The 20494-nt window shown below is 27.1% G+C and carries 19 protein-coding genes; 4 read left to right on the plus strand and 15 right to left on the minus strand.

What is annotated here, in order from left to right; translation table 11 throughout:
• Positions 1 to 10: 10 nt before the first annotated feature.
• From GOM42_RS12195 to GOM42_RS12235, 9 genes are all read right to left on the minus strand, one after another.
• Positions 11 to 991, minus strand: a complete 981-nt coding sequence (locus GOM42_RS12195; protein WP_011591068.1) for a tRNA 4-thiouridine(8) synthase ThiI — start codon at positions 989 to 991, stop codon at positions 11 to 13.
• 45 nt (positions 992 to 1036) lie between these two features.
• Entirely contained in the window at positions 1037 to 1666 is a 630-nt protein-coding gene (gene spoIIR, locus GOM42_RS12200; protein ID WP_011591069.1) for a stage II sporulation protein R, read from the minus strand.
• 69 nt (positions 1667 to 1735) lie between these two features.
• A complete protein-coding gene (gene ispE / locus GOM42_RS12205; RefSeq protein ID WP_003471015.1) occupies positions 1736 to 2602 on the minus strand; it encodes a 4-(cytidine 5'-diphospho)-2-C-methyl-D-erythritol kinase in 867 nt (288 codons plus the stop codon).
• 135 nt (positions 2603 to 2737) lie between these two features.
• Complete coding sequence (gene cphA, locus GOM42_RS12210) at positions 2738 to 5362, minus strand: cyanophycin synthetase (RefSeq protein WP_011591070.1); 2625 nt, start codon at positions 5360 to 5362, stop codon at positions 2738 to 2740.
• On the minus strand, positions 5349 to 6176 hold the full coding sequence (locus GOM42_RS12215; protein WP_025648404.1) for a cyanophycinase: 828 nt from the start codon (positions 6174 to 6176) through the stop codon (positions 5349 to 5351). The genes cphA and GOM42_RS12215 overlap by 14 nt, the downstream gene beginning before the upstream one ends.
• A gap of 99 nt (positions 6177 to 6275) precedes the next feature.
• Positions 6276 to 7838: an SPOCS domain-containing protein gene (locus tag GOM42_RS12220; protein WP_003457329.1), complete on the minus strand. Its 1563-nt coding sequence runs from the start codon at positions 7836 to 7838 to the stop codon at positions 6276 to 6278.
• A gap of 358 nt (positions 7839 to 8196) precedes the next feature.
• Positions 8197 to 8433, minus strand: coding sequence for a Veg family protein (locus tag GOM42_RS12225; RefSeq protein WP_003462688.1), 237 nt, complete (start codon positions 8431 to 8433; stop codon positions 8197 to 8199).
• Between the two features lie 162 nt (positions 8434 to 8595).
• Positions 8596 to 9483, minus strand: a complete 888-nt coding sequence (gene yabG, locus GOM42_RS12230) for a sporulation peptidase YabG (RefSeq protein ID WP_110077275.1) — start codon at positions 9481 to 9483, stop codon at positions 8596 to 8598.
• Positions 9484 to 9682: 199 nt separating this feature from the next.
• The gene (locus GOM42_RS12235; protein WP_003452387.1) at positions 9683 to 10687 is read right to left on the minus strand and encodes a CotS family spore coat protein; all 1005 of its coding nucleotides are present in this window, start codon (positions 10685 to 10687) and stop codon (positions 9683 to 9685) included.
• A 108-nt stretch (positions 10688 to 10795) separates the two neighbouring features.
• Between GOM42_RS12235 and GOM42_RS12240 the strand changes: the two genes are divergently transcribed.
• Positions 10796 to 11923 (plus strand): glycosyltransferase family 1 protein, encoded by a 1128-nt coding sequence (locus tag GOM42_RS12240; protein WP_011010824.1) that lies wholly within the window; start codon positions 10796 to 10798, stop codon positions 11921 to 11923.
• A 182-nt stretch (positions 11924 to 12105) separates the two neighbouring features.
• Here the strand turns inward: GOM42_RS12240 and GOM42_RS12245 are convergent, their stop codons facing one another.
• From GOM42_RS12245 to GOM42_RS12255, 3 genes are read right to left on the minus strand one after another with little or no spacing between them, the layout of a single operon-like run.
• Positions 12106 to 13134: a CotS family spore coat protein gene (locus GOM42_RS12245; protein ID WP_011010825.1), complete on the minus strand. Its 1029-nt coding sequence runs from the start codon at positions 13132 to 13134 to the stop codon at positions 12106 to 12108.
• 15 nt (positions 13135 to 13149) lie between these two features.
• Complete coding sequence (locus GOM42_RS12250; protein ID WP_110077276.1) at positions 13150 to 13833, minus strand: hypothetical protein; 684 nt, start codon at positions 13831 to 13833, stop codon at positions 13150 to 13152.
• 7 nt (positions 13834 to 13840) lie between these two features.
• A complete protein-coding gene (locus GOM42_RS12255; protein ID WP_110071593.1) occupies positions 13841 to 14848 on the minus strand; it encodes a CotS family spore coat protein in 1008 nt (335 codons plus the stop codon).
• Between the two features lie 128 nt (positions 14849 to 14976).
• Here GOM42_RS12255 and GOM42_RS12260 point away from each other — a divergent pair, with 128 nt between their 5' ends.
• Positions 14977 to 16122 carry a glycosyltransferase family 1 protein gene (locus GOM42_RS12260; RefSeq protein ID WP_110026352.1) on the plus strand — a complete coding sequence of 382 codons (1146 nt, stop codon included), beginning with the start codon at positions 14977 to 14979 and terminating at the stop codon, positions 16120 to 16122.
• 232 nt (positions 16123 to 16354) lie between these two features.
• Here GOM42_RS12260 and GOM42_RS12265 read toward each other — a convergent pair whose 3' ends face one another.
• On the minus strand, positions 16355 to 16885 hold the full coding sequence (locus GOM42_RS12265; RefSeq protein WP_078209963.1) for a Gx transporter family protein: 531 nt from the start codon (positions 16883 to 16885) through the stop codon (positions 16355 to 16357).
• 192 nt (positions 16886 to 17077) lie between these two features.
• Complete coding sequence (locus GOM42_RS12270; protein ID WP_057232002.1) at positions 17078 to 17449, minus strand: NusG domain II-containing protein; 372 nt, start codon at positions 17447 to 17449, stop codon at positions 17078 to 17080.
• A gap of 140 nt (positions 17450 to 17589) precedes the next feature.
• On the opposite strand from GOM42_RS12270, the gene GOM42_RS12275 reads away from it, so the two are divergent.
• Together GOM42_RS12275 and GOM42_RS12280 are read left to right on the plus strand one after the other, a co-directional pair.
• On the plus strand, positions 17590 to 18033 hold the full coding sequence (locus tag GOM42_RS12275) for an FMN-binding protein (protein WP_110077277.1): 444 nt from the start codon (positions 17590 to 17592) through the stop codon (positions 18031 to 18033).
• 34 nt (positions 18034 to 18067) lie between these two features.
• On the plus strand, positions 18068 to 19096 hold the full coding sequence (locus GOM42_RS12280) for an FAD:protein FMN transferase (RefSeq protein WP_110071594.1): 1029 nt from the start codon (positions 18068 to 18070) through the stop codon (positions 19094 to 19096).
• Positions 19097 to 19222: 126 nt separating this feature from the next.
• Here the strand turns inward: GOM42_RS12280 and eutH are convergent, their stop codons facing one another.
• Entirely contained in the window at positions 19223 to 20347 is a 1125-nt protein-coding gene (gene eutH, locus GOM42_RS12285; RefSeq protein ID WP_110016092.1) for an ethanolamine utilization protein EutH, read from the minus strand.
• Between the last annotated feature and the right edge of the window lie 147 nt (positions 20348 to 20494).

Raw genomic sequence — 20494 nt, forward strand, 5'->3', positions numbered from 1 at the left:
TCTAAATCAATTATTGATTTATCATATATTTTTTAAGTTCTTCATCTTTAAATGGAGTTATTGTTATTGTATTAATCTCTCCATTTTTCTCATAATTTATTTCAACAGCGTCGCTATCTTTTTCTTTACAATATCTTCCGCATATTCTAGCAGCAGTTTCTAAATCTTCTTTATTAAATTCTCCTCTTAATATAACAGGAGCCCCAGTAGAATTTTTAGATGTTACTAAAATATCATCTTCTTTTTTAAACTTAACTATTTCTTTCCACTCTTCACCATTTCTAGCTACTATAACTTTATTTTTTGGTGATATTCTCATATGTCTACCATACTTAAGAACTTCAATTTCATCCTTAGCTACTGTTTCTTGATTATCAAGTAAATCACTTAATCTTATTGCATATCCAGGCTCTGTTAATTTACATCCCCCTGCAGGTGATGGATAATCAACTATATTCCACTTTTCAGCAAGCTCCATTTGAGTCTTTCTACTTCTACCTGATATTTTTAATAATTTTTCTCTATCTACTAAGCCATTTAACTCCATCTCTGTAGGCTCTAAGTTTAAAGCACATAATGGTCTTAAGATTTTTTCACTAAATCCTGATTCTTTTTTAACAGTATTTAATGCTTGTCTATTTTGAGACATTGGTCTTTGATTTAAAACTTCACCAGTTATTATAAAGTCAGCGTCAAACTTTTTTAATAATTCTCCTGAATATCTCATCATCATTGCATGACAATCTATACATGGGTTCATATTTTTTCCTCTACCATGTTTAGGGTCCTTAACCATTTCAAAATGTTCTTCTGAAAAATCTACTACCTCTAAAGGCATATCTATTTGTTTACACATTCTCTTTGCATTCTCTTCATTAAAGAAATAAGATTTAAAACATATTCCTATTACCTCTATTCCTTGATCCTTTATTAACTTTGCAGCTAATATACTATCTAATCCACCTGAAACCATGGCTAATGCTCTAGTCATATTTTTTCCTCCTAAAAATCACTTTATTATCATATGTTAATTCTTTTATTTAAATAAATCAATTACCTTAAATTCAAAATTTACGTTATTTTCCTTTTTATTAACACTCTTAAATTCTTCTTCTGATAATACATCCTTCATCTTTTTCTCTGTTTCATCATAGGCAACTTGTCCCTTAGTAACATCTATGAAGCATAAAGGTGGAAACATAACACACCACCAATTTTGACCTTTTCCTTCGCCAATTAGTATTCTATAAGCCTCATATTCTCCTTGTGGTAAAACTATATTGCCATATTCTTTAACAGGAAAATTTTCTCTTGTTAATGTTGTTTCAACAGTATAATCAAATCCCTGTGATTTAATATAATCTTCAGCTATTTTTATAATGTTTTTATCTTCTCTTTTTAATATTTCTCTAGATTCCTCTAAACTTTGTGATTCATTTAATATAGGTGAAATATATTTTAATACCTCATCTTTAACTCTAAGTTTTAAGTCTTGATCTATATCACTATCACTATTGGCTAAAACATGAAATCTTATTAACTTTTCACTTATATCCTCAACAACATTTTCCTCTGTAACACCTAAAGCTTGTTTAATATTTAAAGAACTTCCTACTATAAATAAACATATAACTCCTAAAAATAAAACTGATAATATTTTTTTCATAACAAACACCCCCTGATACCTTGATTATTACCAAGGAGTATTTTTTATATACAATAAAAAAATATTTTTTTATAAATTATTGCTATTTATAGTTCTTGTTATATATACATCTGAATATTTATATTTTCCTTTTAAAAATTCAAAAGCTCTTTGAGCTGTTAGCATATCATCAAAAAAAGCAAATACAGTAGGTCCACTTCCACTCATCATTGCACCTAAGGCTCCACTTTTTCTCATATCTTCTTTTATATTTTTTAATATAGTATGCTTCTTTAAAGTTACATTTTCTAAAACATTTTTCATATTTTTTGATACATAATCTAAATCATCATTTTCCATAGCTTGAATTAAGCCTTCTATATTAACATGTTTTCTTATCTTATTTATATCTAAATTTGTATAAACTTCTTTAGTAGATACCCCAAAATTAGGTTTTAATACAACTAATATTTTATTTTCAAAAGGTTTTAAAGGTGTTATAATCTCTCCAATTCCTTCACATAAAGCAGTTCCACCTTCAATACAATATGGAACATCTGCTCCTATTTTTAGTCCTATTTCTTTTAACACTTCTAAACTAGCATTTACATTAAAAAGCTTATTCATTATAACTAAAACTGCCGCCGCATTAGTACTTCCACCAGCCATACCTGCAGCTACAGGTATATTCTTCTTAATATTAATTTTTACACCATCTTTTATATTAAATTCATCTCTAAATAACACTGCCGCTTTGTATGCTAAGTTTCTTTCATCTGTAGGGACATAATGCTTATTACAAGAAATGCTTATATTACTATCATTACTTTTCTCTATATCTATAACGTCATACAAATCTACTGTTTGCATTATCATTCTTAATAAATGATAGTTATCTTCTCTTTTTCCAATAGCATCTAAGGCTATATTTATTTTTGCATAAGCCTTCATTTTCATATAATCACCCTTCTTACATTAATTAAAGCTAAATATAATTATATTATTTTCTTCTAAAAACATAAAGAGTTAATTAAAATAAAGAGAAATCTTCTAAATTACCTACTAGAAGATTTCTCTTTTAAATTATTTTTACTATATGCTAGCACTTTTTAAATCTTTTGTGCCCTTATTTTTAAATTCATTTATTATATCATATAGAGATTCGTAATCTTCAAAAAACATTATAATAGTTTCACCTTTTTTAGCTAACTTTAAAGTTTCTCTAAGTGCTTCTTCCTCTGACAATATGATTTTTACATTTAAATCTTTTCTATTTGATGATAATACACCTTCGTTTATTATACTAGCAACCTCACCTTTATCTTTTCCTCTTAAGTCTTTATCCTCTTTTATAACTATGGAATCAAAAAAGTCTCCACTTATTCTACCGACTTCTTTCATAGTATTTAAATCTCTATCTCCAGGAACCCCTATTATTCCAGTTATATTTTTTAAACCAAGATTTTTAAGAGAGTCTATAACCACCTTGTATCCATCAATATTATGACCATAATCTAATATTACATTTATACCATTAACGTCAAACATATTAAATCTTCCTCTGTTGTCTTCTTCACAAGATTTAAACTGTTTCAGCCCTTTAGATATGATGCAATAATCAACTTCTATCCCAACTAAGGCTGCACAAGCTGCCATAGCATTCTCTATGTTATGCTTTAGTTTACCATTCATAGTAAACTTCATTTCCTCTGCAGAAGCTATTTTGTATTCTTTACTTCTATTTTTTACATATATAGTTTCATCTCTATAAAACACAATAGGATTTCCATGTTTTAAATTTTCCTGTAGATATTTATTATTTTCATTCATTGAAAATAATATTTTAGGCTTTTTAATTCTATCTAAAACTTTTAAGCTCCATTCATCATCAGCATTTATAACTGAATATCCATTATCTTTTACAGCTTCACCAACTAAAGATTTTACAAAAGACAAATCTTCCATATCATTTATTCCATCTATTCCTAAATGATCCTCTCTTATGTTAGTTATTACTCCTACATCTGCTAAATCATAAGCTAATCCTCTTCTTACCAAGCCACCTCTTGCACTTTCTAAAACTGCTATATCAACCTCTGGATTTAATAATACAGACCTTGCACTATTATATCCTGTGTCATCACCTTTATGTATATACTTATTTCCTATTTTAACTCCGGAAGTCGTTGTACACCCTACATTAAATCCAATTAAATTTAAAACATAAGATATTAATCTTACTGTAGTAGTTTTTCCATTTGTTCCCGTAACTGAAATAACAGGAATATTAGAATAATTCTCTTTAAACATATTATCTAAAATTTTTCTTCCTACATTTCTTTCTTTGCCTATAGTAGGAAAATGATGCATTCTTATTCCTGGGGCTGCGTTAACTTCTAAGATTATTCCATCATTTTCATATAGAGGTTCTGCTATCGATTTTGCACAAATATCTATACCACATATATCTAATCCAATAGTTTTAGCTGCTCTTTCACAAATTTCAATATTTTCTTTACATATTAAGTCAGTATAGTCCTCAGCACTTCCACCTGTAGAAAGATTTGCATTTCCTCTTAAGGTAACTTTTTCTCCATACTCTAAAACTGAGTTTAGAGAATATCCTAGCTTGCTTAATCTATTTATTAATTCTTCATCTATTTTAACCTTTGTTAAAGGTTTTTCATGTCCTTCTCCTCTTAGTGGATTAGCATTCATAGCTTCTATTAAATCTCTAATAGTTCTTACTCCATCACCTGTTATATATGGAGGTTTTCTTAAAGAAACTGCTACTACCTTATAATCCACTAACATTACTCTATAGTCATTTCCAACCTTATATTCTTCTATCATTATTTCTTTACATTCTTTTGTGATTTCAGCATAGGCTCTTAAAAGTTCTTTTTCACTATTTATATTTACAAAAACTCCATTCCCCTTGCTTCCCCATTGTGGTTTTAATACTACAGGATACCCAATTCTATTAACCACTTCAAGAAGATGTATTGTGTTAAATACCTTTTCTCCTCTGGCAACAGGCAAGTTCTGTATATCTAAAAGTTCTTTTGTAAGCATTTTATCACAGGCTATATCTATAGCAATTCCCTTTGTATTATTGCCAATAGTGGCACTAAACCTCTTTCCTGCTTTTCCATAACCTATTTGGTATAAATTTTCGTTTCCTACTGTAATTATAGGAAGACCAACTTCTTTAGCCGCATCACATATAGCCTTTGTTGATGGCCCTATGCTCTCTTCCATAATAACTCTCTTTATTATTTCTATTCTTTCATCAAAGTTAATATCTTTTTTCTTTATTATTGAATTTATCAGATCTATGGCTAATTCAGCTATTAATATTGCTGTTCTTTTTAATTTATATTCAAATATTATGTAATAAAAATCATCCTTTATTTCTCTTGCTTTTCCGTATTTTATATCTATACCTAGTTTATTATGTATTCCTATAATTGTATGTTCACAAACATGAGCTAAGTATGTTCCCTCTTTTAAACGCTGAACAAATCCACCTTCTATGTCTATTCCACACCTATGAGTATATAACTCTGGAACATAACTTAATAACCTTTCATTGAATCCATCAATATCTTTAGTAGGAGTTTCACAATATCCCTCTAAATCAACATCTAATCTAATACATTTTCTATGTGAATATATGTTTCTTCCCTCAAAGATACGTTGATTATTTATCTTCATTTTTATTTCTTTCCTCCTCAAAAGGCACCCTAGTTGATAAATTCATTTTTTTGCCTGCTGTTAATACATGTAACTTTATATTAAATATACTAAATACCTCATCTTGTTTTTTCTCAGATACATTTGTATATTCAATATTTCTTCCATCTACAAAATAAACTGCTCCACTACCAATTACAGTTAATTCATCATCATTAATTACTATAGCAGTATCTTCATCTATACCAATTCCTAAAACTTCAGGATTTTGACACACTCCTGATAATAATCTACCTATCCTTCCTCTTTGAGCAAAGTGTTGATCTATAAGAGTATTTTTAATTAAACCTAATCCTGCAGACATATTTAGTGTACTCTTTTTAGGTGATTCCTCTTCTTCTCCACCAACTATCATAACATCACTCATAACAGAAGCCCCTGCTGATGTTCCTACAAAGTAACATCCCTCATTACTTCTTTTTTGTAATGTATCATAAAGAGGAGTTCCCCCAATTAAACTAGTTATTCTAAGCTGATCTCCTCCAGTAAAAAATATTACTGAAGCCTCATTTACTAAAGAAATATTATTTTCATCAAAAGCTTCTTCTCTTTCTATGACACGAAGCTCTTTGATTTCCCTTATCCCCATACTTGAAAATATATTTTTATACTGTTCTATGACTATATTAGGTGATTCTGTAGCTATGGTTGCAATCAACATAATTCCTTCAGATTCTTTAAATTTATCTGCTACAAAATTTAATATAATCTTTTCCCCTTTTTTATCTTCTGCTCCACCTATTATTATTAAATTTTTTTTACTACTACTTTTCAAATTATTCACCTCAAATCATGCATTTCTTATTTTTGCCATAAAATTTATATTTATTCATAAAAAAGAGTTTTACGACATAATATCGTAAAACTCTTTTTTTTATAAAACTGCTCTTCCTGGAATCATAATTTTATCGCCAGCATATATAGAATCTGGATCTTCTATATCATTTAATTTAACTAAAGTATCTATTGTTGTCTTGTATTTTTTTGCTAAATTCCACAAAGTATCACCTTTTTGAATTGTGTATATAGTAATGGATGCTTTCTTTTCAACAGTGTCATCATTTTGTTCAATGTCTTTAACATATTCTTTATCAAAAACATCTGAACATTTAGCATAAAAATATACTACTGCTTTAACTGCTAAGCTATTTCCTTCTATACTACATTGTAAATCTTCTAAATTAGCCTTAGTATCAAAAGTCATACCAGACTGAGAATTTGGCATATCTAAAGCAACTTCAAAAGGAATTTCTCCACTTACTTTATTAAGTCCCTTTTCCTCATCAGTTGTCTTGTATATTGATTCAACAGATAAATTACCTTTTATAACAACCTTTTGATCCATAAAATAGCTTTCCATATCTACTATTTTACCTTTACAATCAACTGTTTGAGTAGCATCTACTCCATTTTTTCCTAAGTCTATATTTCCTTTTATTACTGATTCATTTGAATTTTCACTAACAGCCATATTAATCTTGCAAACTTCTTTTAAAGGCATTACATTTTGCGTTGGTGAATATAAGTCCTCAACTGTTTCTGCAAATTCTAATTTTGATATTGCAACATTTGCATCAACAGATAAATTAACATCTATTATTCTACTTTCCCCTAAATCATTTTGAGAAATCTTCACATCATGACCTTTGATTTCAAAATATCCATTACAATTCATATCTGAATTTACACCTACAACCTCTTCATCATTAGATAAATATAAATCCTCTTCTAAAGCTACAACTTCTCTAGAATCATAAGCTCTATAAAGAACGTTAATTTTAGCCAAGCAAGATGCTTGTACTTTATCTTCTCCTAATTTTATCTCTTGTCTATGAAGCATATATCCACATTTTATTATTTTTCCTATTTGAGGTTTATCCATACCTACGTTTATAGGTAATTCTCCACTCATTGAACAAACCATATTTGTAATATTTTTCTCTATACTTTCTGGTTTTCTTTTTATTTGTAAATCTCCTAAACCATCTAATTCTTTAACAACATCTATTTTTTCTTCTTTATAAACCCTGTACTTGGTTCTTAGTTTTCCTTCTACTCTTATCTTTCTTTCATTGATTATGTTCGCATCGATATGTTCTAAATCACATTCCATATCACACATCATACTATGTTCAGCCCCAGCTATATCAATAAAGCTAGAATTTTTTTCTTTATAAATAACGCTATTTATCCCTAAACCTTCTTCTTCTCTAGCTAAGTACATAATATTACACTCAACTTCATATTCTAATAATACTCTATCACTTTGAACTTCTCTGTTAAGTACATATACTTTAGTATCAACTGAAAGTACATCATGAACATCTGGTTGAGTATCTGGTATTAAGTATTCTTCTCTAAAAGGTATATCTAAAGAGTTTTCACTTAAGACCTTCTCAAACCCAAGACTTTCTTTAATAATATCTAAATTAACCAAATTTATCCCTCCTAAATAATCTAATACTATAATATATATGTATGATAATTAATTTATGATAATTCTTATTATTGATACTTTATTTATTTTTTATTGAAACCCATATTTTATAAACGTTTACATAACTTTTTAAAGTAAAATTAAAATTTTTTATCTTTTTTCGACATTTTTTTATTAAAAGTGTTGACATACTAAAAAATATGTCGTATTATAAAGATGGTTATTGACCATATAACCTCTCATAAATTCTCAATACCCTTTTATACCATAGTTGAAAGATGGAAACCCACCATCTTTCTTTTTTTTGTTAAATAAATAAAACAAAAAAGTTAGCTAATTAATTAGCTAACTTTTTTATTTAACCAACAAAATCTAGTTGAACCGTTTTTGTAAGTACATCTGAATAACTGTATGTCACTTTCCTTTGGGTGTCTTTTTGTAATCTAACTACAAAAATACTTGGGTGAACACTTTCTAGTATTCCTTCATTTTCCAAAATCTTTTTTCTTCCACCATTAGCTCTTAGCTTAACTTTCTCACCTACGTGATCTTCTATGCTTTTTCTGATGGAATTCAATGTAAGTCTGGTACTCATTTTAACACCCTCTTTCTATTATACATTATACACTAAAGGGGATGTTTTTTCAATAAATAAATAATTTTACTATATAAGTCCATGTCTTGTCAACAAAAATATACTATATTTAAACTAAAACATCCAATTATATTATTAACTTAAATGTCTTATTTTATTCTATTAATTTAAATATAGGGATTTTGGATAACCTTCTCTATATTTTCCTCTAGTTTGTAATCCACCAACTCCCTTTATTCCAGTTATTGTATTTTCTATAACATCTTTTATTGAAACAATTTCATCTATTCTTGTATATGCAACTCTTTCACATACTAAAACTGGATCTAAACAATGTATAAGTACTCTATTAGGTGAACTTGCAAAATTAGCCCCTGCTTCTAAAATACTTTCATAACAAGATTGACAAGCACCAGCAAAAATAACAAGCTCATCATAACTTGAATTATAATTTCTTAAAATTTTTACAGATTCAATAAAATACTTTGAGTTTCTATAATTATTTAAATCAAGCATTCCCTTGGAATCTTTAAGAACCCCATCATGGCCAGTTAATACAACTATATCTGGATTATATTCCTTAACTAAAGATAAAATTTTTAAAGGTTGTTCTCTTTCAGATACTGCTATTCCTACAGCATTTAAGTTTAATTGCTTGTACGCCTTTAAGCAGGTTTCCATATATGATGGATCTCCATCTATATGAAGTATTCTCCCAGGCCTTCCAAATACCAACCCTTTTTCTTTTTCTGTCCTTTTTAAATTATCCTCTTCACTTCCTCTTGTCATTAATTGATTATTTTTCTGTTCTCTACTCAAAATTACTTTTTTAATGATATCATTCATTTTAGAATCAAAGGATTTATCTTTATCTCCAGCAAAGTCATCCTCAACTTTTTCTAAATCCTCTCCCTTAGAGTCAGCTATTATCCTTATATGAAGCCCCTTTAAAATATAAGTTATTCCTTCATCATTTTCTTTAATATCTATAATTTTAAAAGTTATATCCTTACTATATGATTTTCTTACTACTAAATCTCCAACTTTCATATACCTTCTCCTAACTTATATAGTCCTATTATCATAATATGAAGATTTATTTGTAAGTGTGCTGATACTATATACTCATGTAATTTATTGTTTTTTTTATTTAAATTAAAAAATATCTATTAAAAATCCAATATAATATTAAATCAACTATAAAGCAAAATAAAAAATGGTGCCTAATTAGTAGGCACCTAAAATATAATTATCCAACTTGGTTATATTTACTTTTAAATTCTTCAATAAATTTCATATAACTTTCTTTCTCATTAATTATGTTGTTTATTTTATTTATAAAGATATTTTGTCCCCACATAACTTCATTATAATAGTATCTATTTGCAAGTCTCCAATATCTTTGTGGGAATAACAAGTATGCATATAATACCTCATATTCTTCTTCTCTTAATGGACTTACTGTATTATAAGCATCTATTATGGCCTCTGCATATTCAATATTCCAGTCAACTCTTTTTAAAACCTTCTTCATGAAGTTAGCTATGTCATATGTTCTTATTTCTCTTTTACAATAATCAAAGTCTATTATATATACTTCATTATCATCTCCAATTATTATATTGTGATAAGTATAATCATGATGACAAAATACTTTCTCAGCCTCTGCTTCCTCACATAAACTTAAATACTTTGAATTATTTAATATTTTTGTGGCTCTTATTGCTAACTCCTTATAAAAATCAACATTTTTTATATAAATAATGTCAAAATCTTTTTTTAAATTTTTCTTTCTAGCCATTCCTCTCATTTTTTCTAAGGCTTTTCCTCTCTTCTCCATAAGATATGGCCATCTTCCTAAGTCACTTTTTAATTTTGAGTTTTCTGGTGGATCATATCCCTTGCTGGCTTCATGTAATTCAGCTAACTTTTTAGCAGCTAATTTAACCTCTTCTATGTTAGTGAAATCACACTCTCTTCCCTTTATCCAATTTGAAAGAGTATATAAATCCTCATTTACTAGAGCATAAGGTTCACCCTCAATATTTAAGAAATATCTATCTATATGTTCAAATCCATTTTTAGCTAAATGCTCCTTTGCTCCATAAACGAAAAGAAGTTTTTGAGTTCCATAGTTTATCCTTTTTAAACACCTGTCACCCTTATTACTCTTTAAATAATATACACCCTTATTAGGTTTTAATTTTTCTATTTTAATATCAAATTGTCTTTCTATTTCAAACTCTCTCATCATATCTATTCACCCCCTACCATATTTATATGTAACAACCTCTTGTTTTATTAACATTTTATTCCATATATAAATATAATAATATATATTTATACTGAAAGGACATATGCTATGAAAATATGTATTGATGGAAGGGCAGCTACCTTATACCGTGGTACTGGAATTGGTAACTACACTTATCAAATAATAAATAATCTACACCAGATAGATTTTTTAAATGAATATAACATACTTACTCCAGAAGCATCCTCTCTAAAATTACCTAAAAAGAATAACTTTAATTATTTATCCTCAAGTACAAATGATAAGAAAAACTTTTGGGAATTTATAAATACAAAAAATCCTAAAGAAAATATTATAGGTGATATATATCATATTCCTCAAAATGGTATAGGCTTTTCAAAACCTAATGATATAAAGACCGTAATTACCCTACATGATATTATCCCTATGAAAATGCCTGATACAGTTAGTGAAACCTTTTTAAAAATTTTTAATGAAAATATACAAAATATTTTAAATAACACAGATGGAATTATTACAGTTTCTAACTTTTCTAAAGAAGATATAAGTAAAACTTTTTCTTACCCAAAGGAAAAAATATTTGTTACTCATTTGGCTGCTGAAGAAATATATACCCCATTAAATAAATTCCACTCATCTCAATATCTAAAAAAACACTATGGTATAGATAGGGATTTTTTATTATATGTAGGTGGTTTTAGCCCTAGAAAAAATATTTTAGGACTTATTGAAGCCTTTAACTTAGTAAAAAATTCTTATAAAAGAGATTTAAAGCTTGTTATTATAGGAACTAAGGGACCTTCATATGAAATTTACAGAAAAAAAGTAGATGAGTTAAATTTATCTTCATCTGTTATTTTTACTGGATTTATTCCTATAAATGATATGCCTATATTCTATAGTGCTAGTAAAGCATTAGTTTATCCTTCTTTTTATGAAGGCTTTGGATTACCTCCTATAGAATGCATGGCCTGCGGAACCCCTGTAATAGCATCTAATTTAACCTCAATGCCTGAGGTATGCCAAGATGCTGCTCTTTTAGTTGATCCTTATGATGTTGATGAAATAAAGGAAAATATACTGACCTTATTAAATAACCATAAATTTTATTCCCTTATGATTTATAAAGGGCTAAGTCATTCAAGTAAATTTAATTGGAAAAAAACTGCTTATAATACACTTGAGGTCTACAAACATATTTCTTCACAAATTTAAAATATACTCTCTAAAATTTAGTTCTAATATGTCTTATAAAAAAATTTATTATTTTAAAATGAAAAGGTACTGTATAAAAATTTAAACATAAAACTTATAAACTTTAATAGAATTTCTTACTTCTAAGAATCAATTTATAAGTTTTATTAGTTATTTTATACGGTACCTTTTACTTAGTTTTATTAGTTATTTATATGATTTAATAAAATTTCCTTTTCCTTTGTATATTCTAATTTCCTTTCTAATTTATTTAAGAAGGACTCATATTTCCAATCCTTTAATTTATAATAATATTGCATTGAAACAGTATAAAAATCATGAGGAAATCTTAAATATATATACATTAACTCTTTTTCTTCCTTTGATAAGTTGTTTAACTTATCATACTTTTCTATAATAGAATCATACATTTCTAAACTAAATCCAAATCTTTTTATACTCTTAATTATAAAATTACATAAGTCTATTACCCTTAAATTTATATTGCAATAATCAAAGTCTATAAAGCTTACCTTATTTTGATTAAATAATATATTATGATAGGCAAGATCATTATGGCATAAAGTTATTTTTTCTTTATCTCTACATAAGTCATCATATTTACTCTTTTCTAATAAATCTATACACTTCTCTACATCACTTAAATGATAATCTACTTCTTTTATAAAGATTTCATCAAATTCATTTTTATACTTATAGCTTCCCACTATTTCCTTTAGTTTTTCTAAATCTTTTTTACTATTTTTAAAATAATCTTTTAACTTAAAAAGCTCACTATTTTTTTCATTCATTTCCTTTGAAGTAGCCTCTTGAATTCCCATTCCTGCATTATGAAGTTTAGCTACTGCATCTGTTATTATTTCTAATTCGATTGGATTAGCTATATTAAATTCAGTTCCTTCAAAGTAGTCTAATAATATATAATAATTTCCTTTCCATTTGAATCTCCACTCTCCATTTGGAAGCTTATTTATTTTTAATATACCATCATATCTTTCCCTTAAGTACTCTGTTGAATGGATTATGAAGTTTAATCTGTCATCATCATAATTTATCATCTTTAAAATCTTCTTACCTTGCTTTGTATCTAATAAAAATACATTTCTATTTGGTCTTAAATCAAATATATCTAGTCCTAAAGCTTCAAATAATTTAATATCTAAATCATATCTACATAAATATTTCTCATCTTTATATCTAATCTTATTCATAAACCTCTCCCCCTACTATATAAGATAATCTTTAAGTAATAATTCTTCTAATTCATTACTTTTAATCTTTAAATCCTTTATATAATTATTTTGCAAATACCTCATTGAATTATATGGATACTGAATCAATGAGTTTATATAAACATAACTTTTAAAATCTAAGCTTTCTTTCTCTACTACTTCAAGAAGTAAATCCTTTAATTCATCCTTATAGTTTCCTCTTATCTTTTTTAAATAGTTATAATAATCCTCTTCCACCATATTAAATTTTATATCCTCTGTATTTTTTATAAAAATCCTTTTCTCCCCATTCTTAACTTCATAATATATCCTACCAATACATACTTCTTCCCTTTCCATAGCTCTTCTTATAAGCTCTTTATAACTAATATTATAAATACATTCTAAACTTTTTTTTGAGGCATCTAAGGCCTTATTAATCAATTTATTACTGTCTTCTAATCTCTCTACTCTTCTACTCCAAAGTTTAAAAATTTGAACCTGTTTCCATATATCATTTCTAAATTTAAATCTTATCCTATTTTCCTCTTTTAAAAATTCCTTGTGAATCTCACTTAGTGTATTTAAATACTCTAATGGATCATAAAATCTTAATTCTCTTTTTTCTCTTTCTATTTCTTTTCTAGGTAATACCTCTATATTATTTTCTCTTAAAAACAATCCTAATTTTTCACTCAAATTTAAATCACCTCAAAGTAAAATTGCTTAATTCATAAACAAAGTTCTGTCTAAACTCTCTATCTTTTTCGTATTTACCTAGTTTCTTTAAAAAATGTTCTTCTTCCCAAGGCTGTTGTTCCCAATAATATTGAAGTCCTAATTGCCAATAAGCTTGAGGAAATTCAATAAAAGAAGCCATAATAGGGAAATCTTCATTTCTTACTTCTTTATTCTTTGAATAACTCTCTATTATATATTTAAATAAATTTAAGTCCCATCTCCCCTCTTTCATTGTTCTAATGCATAGGCTGCTTAAATCATGTAAGTGAGAATCTAAAATACAGTAATCAAAGTCTATTATATTTATTTCATTGTTTTCTAATAAAAGCACATTATGATTTGCATAATCATGATGACAAAAGCCTAATTTTTTAACTTCCTTTTTCATATAGTCAAAATATCCACTAGTTTTTATATGAAAAAGTGTTCTCTCAACTCTTTTTAACTCCTCATCCATAATAGAAAGATATAACTTATCAAAGTCTGACATATATGCTTTCTGATATATTCTTTTTTTAAAATCAAGAATTTCTTCTCCCCTTGTCTCAAAGATCTTATACCACTTACCCCATGCTATTCTAGGCTTAAGATCTCTATTTATAACAAACCCTTCACTACTATTATGTAGTTCACTAAGCTTTTTCACTGCTAAGCTTAAATCCCACTTATTTTTATAATCACATTCTCTACATTTTACCCAAGGAGTTAAATAAGCTAATTTATCATCTAGCCTTACATAATCTTTTCCATCAATAGTATCTAATATTTTAGGAATTGAATTAAAGCCATTTTTCATAAGATGCTTTTGAGCAGAAACTATAAAATAAAAATGAGGATATTGATACTTTATTACCTTCAAACAATACTCCTCATCACTGGTTATAATTTTATATGTGTTTTTCACTTTTATTACTTCTTTGACTTCTATACCATAGTTAAGTAAGATTTTATCCTTTATATAATCATGTTCCATAAACTTACTCCTACTTTCACTTTTTAATTAGTATATGTTCCTTAAATTCTTCTTGTTACATGCACATTTTATATTATTTATTAATATTATTAATTATAATGATTATATTTCTAAGGAGTGGAATCTTAATGTATAACTTAATAGATGCAAGAGGTGCAACTTGGTATAGAGGGACAGGTATAGGAACATACACATATAACCTATTAACAAACATATTAAAATTAGATAAGGATTCATCTTATGATTTATTATGCTCTGGAAAAAAAATACCTGAGTTTGAAACTGAAAATACTAAAATAATAATGTCTTCTAGAAAACATCAACGTTTTTTTGAAGATTACTATATACCATCCTATGGAATAAAAGAGGATATAGATTTACTTCACCTTCCTCAAAATGGACTTGGACTTTCCTCTGAAGGAAACTTTGCAAAATTGGTTACTATTCATGACTTAATTCCTTACATTTTACCTGAAACCGTTGGTAAAGGTTACTTAAAAAAATTTCTTCAAAGTATGCCTGAAATAATTGATAATTCAACAGGAATAATCACTGTATCAGAATACTCTAAAAGTGATATTCTAAGATTTTTCCCACACTTTCCTGCTGAAAATATTTTTGTAACTCCACTAGCAGCTAATGAAAATTATAAACCTCTAGATAAGGAAAAATGCCTATTTGATGTTAATAAAAGATTTAATTTCAATGGACCATTTATTATGTATATAGGTGGCTTTAGCTTAAGAAAAAATGTTAAGGGACTAGTTGATGCCTTTAACAATATTCATAAAAATATTGATGAAAATTATAAACTTTTAATTGTAGGTGGATTAAGAGACGAGGGATTAAAATTAAAGGCCTATACTGAAAGTTTACCTATAAAAGATAAGGTTATTTTCACTGGATTTATAGAGGATGAATATTTACCAACCTTGTATAACGCAACTACCCTCTTTGTTTATCCTTCTCTATATGAAGGCTTTGGTTTACCTCCTTTAGAAGCTATGAGTTGTAAGACTGCCGTTTTAACCTCAAATATAACTTCTATTCCTGAAGTGGTTCCCTTTAAAGAAAGCTTAGTTAATCCAAATAATCCTAAGGAATTATCTTCAAAACTAGAAAATCTATTAAATGATTCAAAACTTAGAAATAATTTAGAAGATATATGTTTTGAAAGAAGCAAAGAATTTACTTGGGAAAAAACAGCAAAGAAAACCTTAGAGGTATATAAGAAGGTAATAGAAATCTCTAAAAACTCATTAATAAAAGCATAAAAATTTATTTTTTTAAAAATTACAGTTAATAAATAAAACTTATAAATATATTATGAGAATTAATGAATTTTAACCGAAAGTCTAAAGTTTAATTTAAAACTTTATACCAATTATTTTATAAACTAGATTAATATCTAAAATTCATTTAAATATTATCTTAATATTATTTATAAGTTTTTATTTTCATAAAGATATTTTAATTGATAACTTTATAATTTTTCCTAAAAGCAATTTAATTTGCCATGTTTCTATGATAATCTAAGTTATTTAAAGCTTTCATATGCTTTAATAGGTAGTTAGCTGTTATTCCAATAAAAATGCCAGTTCCTATACCTGCTATAGATAAAAAAGGAAGATAACTTAGTATGCCTATATTTTTAATTACTATAGCTGTAACAATTAATTGTCCTAAATTATGAAATACTCCCCCAACAGTACTAACTCCAATAGCCGACACCTTTTCTTTTAATATATTTTTAGTTAAAATCATTCCTAAGAAGCTTAAAATTGTTCCTCCTAATCCAAAAATAAATGTAGAAACTGATCCCATAATAAGGGTTGATAAAATTAATTTTAAAAATATTAACCATAGGCATTCTTTATAATTGTCTAAGGTATTTAGTCCTATAACTACTATTAAATTAGCTAATCCTAACTTTGCTCCTGGAGTAATAAAAGGCATAGGTATCATACTTTCAAAAATATATAAAACTAAAGCTTGTGCAACTAATACCCCTATATAAATTAACTTTTTAGTCTTCATGATATATAACTCCCCTTTTTAATTATTAATACTCCAATTAGAATTTTATTTTATTAAACACCGTATTGTCTTAGCCATCTTAGCTGTTGCACCTTATTAGAATTCTATTTTATTAAATACTAAATTTTGTTACTAAAATTCTATAGTATTATAAAATTTAAATCCTAAGCTTTTTGATTTAAACTTAATTTCTTAGTAAGATAATATGCATTCTCCTTCTTCCTCACCTTTAATTTCAATAAAAACCCTATTAGGTAGACATACTATACTTTCTCCTATCTTACTTATCTTTCCTTGTCTCATACACACTTTATCTGTACAATTTGAATGATTCATATATACCTGTCCTTTATTTATACAAATCTCATTAACCCCTAATCCCTCTTCAATTTTAATAATCTTATTAAGATTTTCCTTAAGCTCTAAACTTTCATATTCTTCTCCATTAACACTTATAATTACTCTTTTTAAATCTCCACTATTATTACTTGAAATAAGAAGTCTAATAGGCATTAAAGATAGAATTATTAAAACTATAATTATAATCAAATCCCACTTTTTCATAATAAACTCTCCCCTATTAACAGTTCCTTGTTATGTATATATGATTTTAAAGTTAAAATTATTTGTTTTATTGCTCTTTAAGGAATTTTTTTAATATTAAAAAGTATATTTATAGTAACAAAATTATTTAGGAGGAATTTATGAAAAAGAAATTTTTTGCTCTTATATTATCTACTTTAGTAGCTTCTAACTTTATTGCTTGTGGAGCTTTAAACAACTCTAAATTAAAAGATGGGGACTATACTGTAGAAACTGCTAAGGCTGATGACCATGGCTATAAGGCTAAACTAAGTATAAAAGTTTCAGATGGTAAAATAACTGAAGCAAAATATAATGAATTTAATGGTGAAACTAATGCTATGAAACGTGAAGATAAAGATTATAATGAAAAAATGACAGGAGTTTCAGGAATTGGACCTGCTGAATATGAACCTCAACTTGAGAAAGCCTTAATAGAAAAACAATCTTCTAACATAGATGTTATTACAGGAGCAACAAGTTCTTCTGATCAATTCAAAAAATTAGCTGAGAAAGTATTAAAGAATGCTGAAGAGGGAAAAACTGAAGCAACTTTAGTAGACTAGTTAAAACATATTATCTTATTTCTAGGAGGGTAAAATGGAAAACTTAAGACATATTTGTATTTTTCTATGTATGGTTTTAACTTTCACTTTAAATGGATGCTCCATAAAAAAAGAACCTATAAGTAAATCTAGTTTTTTTATGGGGACAATAGTAAATATAACTTTATATGATAAATTTGATGAAGGAATCATAGATAAGGTATTTAATAAAATAAGTGAAATTGAATCATTGTTAAGTTTAAATATACAAAACTCTGAAATTAATAAAACAAATGAAAAGTCTGGTATAGAACCAGTAAAAGTTACCAAAACTACCTTTGACATAATAGAAAAATCACTAGAATACTCTAAAGCTTCTAAAGGAAACTTTGATATAACTATTGGGCCTTTAGTTAAGCTATGGGGAATAGGAAGTGAAGATGCAAGAGTTCCTGATGATAATGAAATACTAGATACTATAAAATTAATAAATTATGAAAATATTATTTTAGATAAGGAAAATACCACTGTATTTTTAAAAGAAGAAAATATGGTTTTAGACTTAGGTGCTATAGCTAAGGGATATATAGCAGATCTTATTTCAGATATATTAATAGATGAAGGTGTATCTAAAGCTATTATTGATTTAGGTGGCAATATTTTTGCCCTAGGTGAGAAAAATAAAAATGAAAATTGGACAATAGGAATACAAAATCCTTTTGAAAACAGAGGTGCTCCCCTAGGAACTTTAAGTATATGCAATAAATCAGTAGTTACCTCTGGGATCTATGAACGTTATTTAGAAATTAATAATACTAAATATCATCACATTTTAAACCCTAAAACTGGATATCCCTATGATAATAATTTAGCTTCTGTAACCATAGTTTCTTCAAAATCTATAGATGGTGATGCCCTTTCCACCTCAACCTTTGGTATGGGCCTTTCAGATGGCTTAGAGCTAATTGAATCACTTCCTGAAATAGAAGGTATTTTTGTAACTAAATCTAAAGAAATCTTCATATCAAAGGGACTAAAAAATAATTTTAAATTACTTGATAATTCTTTTAAAATAGCAAATTAAACAAAAATTTATATAAATTATTAAAACATAGCTTTTTATTAAAATTAATATTTCCTTTAAATAAAAAGCTATGTTCTAATTAAATGTTTATTTTTAAAAAAACTATAGGACTTTATCCTTAAAAAATTAAGATTCTAAAACTGGAATATTCTCTTCACTTTGATTTTCATCATTTAAGTTTTCTTCTGTCTTTCTATGTACTATTAAAGCTACAACCATGGCACTTATACCAGCTATTAATTTTGATGCTATATAAATATTTATAATCTCAGGTGTCTTAAGAGATACAAAACCTAGCTGTCCTCCAATTACAAAGGCTCCACTTACGCTAAAAGCAGTTAAGGCTATTCTTCCCTTAGAGCTCATCTTATTAAAACTTTGGAATAATATTATATTTGAAGCAAGAGTTCCTAAAAAAGCCGCAATAGAAAACTCATCTATATTTATCTTTTCTCCTATTTTACTTAAGACCTTTGAAAACTTTTCTGTTATAAAATTAATTAAAGGATATGCTCCTCCTAAGAATATAGCTATTTTACCAACCACACTTAAAGCCTCATCTATAGGTAAAATACTTCCTATAGGCTTTATTCCTATAATAGATAAAAATCCTAAAACTAAAAGCCCTAATATACTAACAAGCTGTATAAGCTTACCTAATTTAATAAAGAATTTCACTGTCGTATCTTTAAACCTATTCATAAAAACTGCTAATAATATAGCAAATATTATTAATGGCAAAATATTAAATAGTAATAATTTAATATCAACTCCTAAAAATAAACCTGCAACTATTGGCGCTATAGGTAAAGTCATTATTCCATATAATAAACCTGTTGTTAGGTCTTCAAGATACTTCTCCTCTATAATTCCTAAAGCTAAGGGAATAGAAAAGCTTATGGTAGCCCCTAAAGTCGAAGCTATTATTACCCCAGAAATCCAATACATGTGAATATTTGATGATAAACTTTCTGCAATCCCTAAGGCTCCCATATCTACAGCTAAAAACATTGATGGAAATATGGATGAATCAATTCCTATAAAATTGCTTATTGGAGTTAATAAGAATCCTATGCCTTCTCCTATTAAAGGCGAAAGAGAATATATCCCTACCATGGATATAGCTATTGATCCCATGGATATCATACCCTCTTTAAATTTATCTCCCAATCCTAATTTATTATTATTTATGTGATCAAATCCACTAATTACAAAGAAAATACCTATTATACCAAGCACTAATTTCTCCAAATACTCTCCTCCTTAAAACCTCACTATTTTTTTAGTATATTTGACTAACTTATTCAATTCAATATATATATATTTAAATTTTCAATTTATTAAATATATAAATAAAAATCGTATAAGGCCCTTTTTAAAAAAACTTCTTATACGATC

The organism is Clostridium sp. 16K-1-R1, assembly GCF_023921145.1.
Lineage (GTDB): Bacteria > Bacillota > Clostridia > Clostridiales > Clostridiaceae > Sarcina > Sarcina perfringens.